Genomic DNA, 2535 nt, shown 5'->3' with positions numbered 1-2535 from the left:
TGAAGCAAGGCAGCGTGCCCTGGAGCTGACAGACTCTCCGCTCCCCGTCGCCCCGCCACCACCGCCCACCGATCCTGCGCCTCTCCGTGCCGCAATGGCGGAGATGCACGCGCAAGGACGAATCACCCCGCACGAGCTACGCCTCTCGGAGGCCGTGATTCAGGTACTCTGTGGTGGGCCCACCGACCCAGTATCACTTCGGGAGCGGGAGCGGATCGCGTGCCTTGAGCTCTGCCGCGAGCCCCTGACGCACGCCCGGATGCGCCACCTGATCGAAACCGGCCAGCCCCTGCGAAACTAGAGCACGTATCCACCCGCGAACCCACCCGGCTTCGTTCGTTCCTCACTACGCCACCCTCCCTCAGGGCTGGGAGGTTTTTCCAGCCCCCTCTGTCCCCCCCTTCCCGGCCCTGAGGGATGGGGGCTGGGGGTATGGGTTCAAAGCGGCCATGGGTTCTGGTGGGGTCACGCAATCTGTAGCGGTGTGAAGTTGATGCGGTCACAGGCGACGCAGTAGCATCTTACGCCCTCAAGCTCCTCGCCATTGCAGACGAGCGCCTCGTCTTCGAGGAAGGAGCGCAGGTGGACGTGGCCATAGACACAATGTGAGACACCTGCGGCGCTGAGGAGATCCAGAAAGGGGTGGGGAGGGTAGTGGAGCATCGCGATTTTTACGGGCGCATCTGCGATGGCGGCGAGGCTTTTCTCCAGGCGCTTGCGCTCACGGGCGAGAATCTCGGGCTTGCTTAAGTCCCAGCCACGCGTTCCAGCGATGCCTAAGTCCCCGAAGCGCTGTGGGGGATCGAGCAGGCCCGGGAACTTGAGGCGCTTATCGGACTCCCACCAGTAGTCGTGGTTGCCCTTGATGCCGATTTTTATGCCGGGAAGCAGCGCGAGAAACTCCAGATCCGGGAGGGCCTGCTTGGGCTTGGTGGCCCAGGAGAGATCGCCGGGGATCAAGAGAATGTCATCGTTGCCCAGGGTCTGCCAAGCACGCCTCAGAATCTTCTCGGGGTGGTGCCACCACTCCGCCCCAAAGCGGTGCATGGTTTTGTTAACCCCGAAGCCAAAGTGCGTGTCCGCAAGCGCAAAGACTCGGGGGAATGTGCTATTCGACAAGCGAGTCGTAGACTTGGACACGGCCCCAGAGGTGCTTGTTGGCCGCGATAAAGGCCAGATGGATGGGGTGATCCTGGTAGACATCGTGGCCCGCGACATCAGTAAAGGCCGTGAGGAGTGCCACGGCGTAGGTATTGTCCACGACATCGCGTGGTGTACCTGCGGTGTGTCCCACTTGGAAAAATGTCAGCCCAGGAATGGCCGCGAGTGTCCGGCAACCCGCTGCGAGCGTCTCAGCATCGCCCGGCTGGGCATCCTCGCGGGGGTAGAAATAAACGGCGTGAAAGAACATGGACTGCATTATACCGTCCGTTATCGCCCCCTAAAGAGATACAGGCCGCTCTTGCCAGGCGCGACAATATCTAGTCGCTTATCGCCGGTGATATCCTGCACTACCATCAGCAGGCCCGTTCCCGCTTTGGTATTTGAGTCAATCACGAACTTCTGCCAGGTCTTTTTCTTGCGATCAAACTGGTAGTAGTAGAGGCCAAGCGGCTCCTCAGCACCGGGATCATGGTCGTGAGCGAGGTAGCGCTTGCCGGTGAAGACTTTGTCGCCAACTAAGACGAGGGTATGGAACTGGGACGCGGAGAGATCAAGGGGAAGCTGCTCCCACTTACCGCCGCCCAAGTTATGGAGCCAGTAGAGACCGTAGCTGTGGCCGCTGCCAAAGACAATGTCGTTCTTGCCATCGCCGTCGAAGTCGTAGACCGGGGTGGAGATGCCGAGGTCGCCGGGCTTACACGAGAACTCGGGGTGCCAGGCCCACTTATCGTTTTTGGCGTCGAGGTTCTCCCACCAGCCGCTTGGGGTGACCAGATCGCACTTGCCATCGCCGTTGACATCGCCAAACCCGATCCCATGGCCCGCGCCCTGGTTGCCAACTTTATGCTCGATCCACTGTCCGTCGCGTAGCTCATAAAATATGACTTGGCCGCCGCAGTTGGGGAGAATGTCCTTGGCGTTCTTGCCCGTCAGCGGCGCAAAGACCGTGGTCTCCGCGCTCCCTGGCTTGGCGATAAGGTGACGCGTCCAGCTTCCCGACGTGCTACCGTTGTTCTCGTGCCAAAAAAGCTCACCACTGGCATAGTCCGACGAGACAATATCGAGTTTTTTATCGCCATTGACATCTAAGGGCAGCTCGGCAAAGCTGGCGCGGTAGCCGCTGGAGCCCGGCCCACGCCCCCAGATCCCGATCTCACGAAACGTATGGGGTATCCACTTGGGGGCTTCGTACCAGGTGTCGCCGGAGACAATATCCAGCTTGCCATCGCCGTTAATATCCCCAACTCCCGCCGCCTCAAAGTCACGGACGTGCGGGCGAAACATTACGCCGCGTTGAAACGGCTGGTGGATTTCAAACTGATCGCGCGCTCGAAACTCCGGTTGGCGCACGAGGCGTTGTTCGGTGTGGGC

The 2535-nt window shown here is 60.6% G+C and carries 3 protein-coding genes and 1 pseudogene; 1 reads left to right on the top strand and 3 read right to left on the bottom strand.

All coding sequences use genetic code 11. From position 1 onward, the window contains the following. Nucleotides 1–301 (top strand): annotated as a pseudogene (locus RMO15_RS28950) (3-hydroxyacyl-CoA dehydrogenase); the annotation flags it as partial. Between the two features lie 164 nt (nucleotides 302–465). On the opposite strand, the gene RMO15_RS28945 reads toward RMO15_RS28950, so the two are convergent. The 3 genes from RMO15_RS28945 to RMO15_RS28935 form a co-directional block, all read right to left on the bottom strand. After that, nucleotides 466–1119, bottom strand: coding sequence for a metallophosphoesterase (locus RMO15_RS28945; protein ID WP_309721266.1), 654 nt, complete (start codon nucleotides 1117–1119; stop codon nucleotides 466–468). Then, complete coding sequence (locus RMO15_RS28940) at nucleotides 1109–1411, bottom strand: Dabb family protein (RefSeq protein WP_309721264.1); 303 nt, start codon at nucleotides 1409–1411, stop codon at nucleotides 1109–1111. Before RMO15_RS28940 ends, RMO15_RS28945 begins: the two co-directional genes overlap by 11 nt. A gap of 20 nt (nucleotides 1412–1431) precedes the next feature. After that, nucleotides 1432–2535: VCBS repeat-containing protein (locus tag RMO15_RS28935; RefSeq protein ID WP_309721262.1), on the bottom strand; the 1104-nt coding region annotated here is incomplete at its 5' end.

Origin of the sequence: Armatimonas sp., from assembly GCF_031410135.1 — a bacterium.
GTDB lineage: Bacteria > Armatimonadota > Armatimonadia > Armatimonadales > Armatimonadaceae > Armatimonas.
The sequence above is the reverse complement of the archived record's forward strand: the minus strand, read 5'-3'. Positions and strand labels throughout refer to the sequence as shown.

Excerpts from the sequence above, each read along its gene's own strand:
- RMO15_RS28940 (WP_309721264.1), bottom strand. The coding sequence starts at position 1,411 with ATGTTCTTTCACGCCGTTTATTTCTACCCCCGCGAGGATGCCCAGCCG.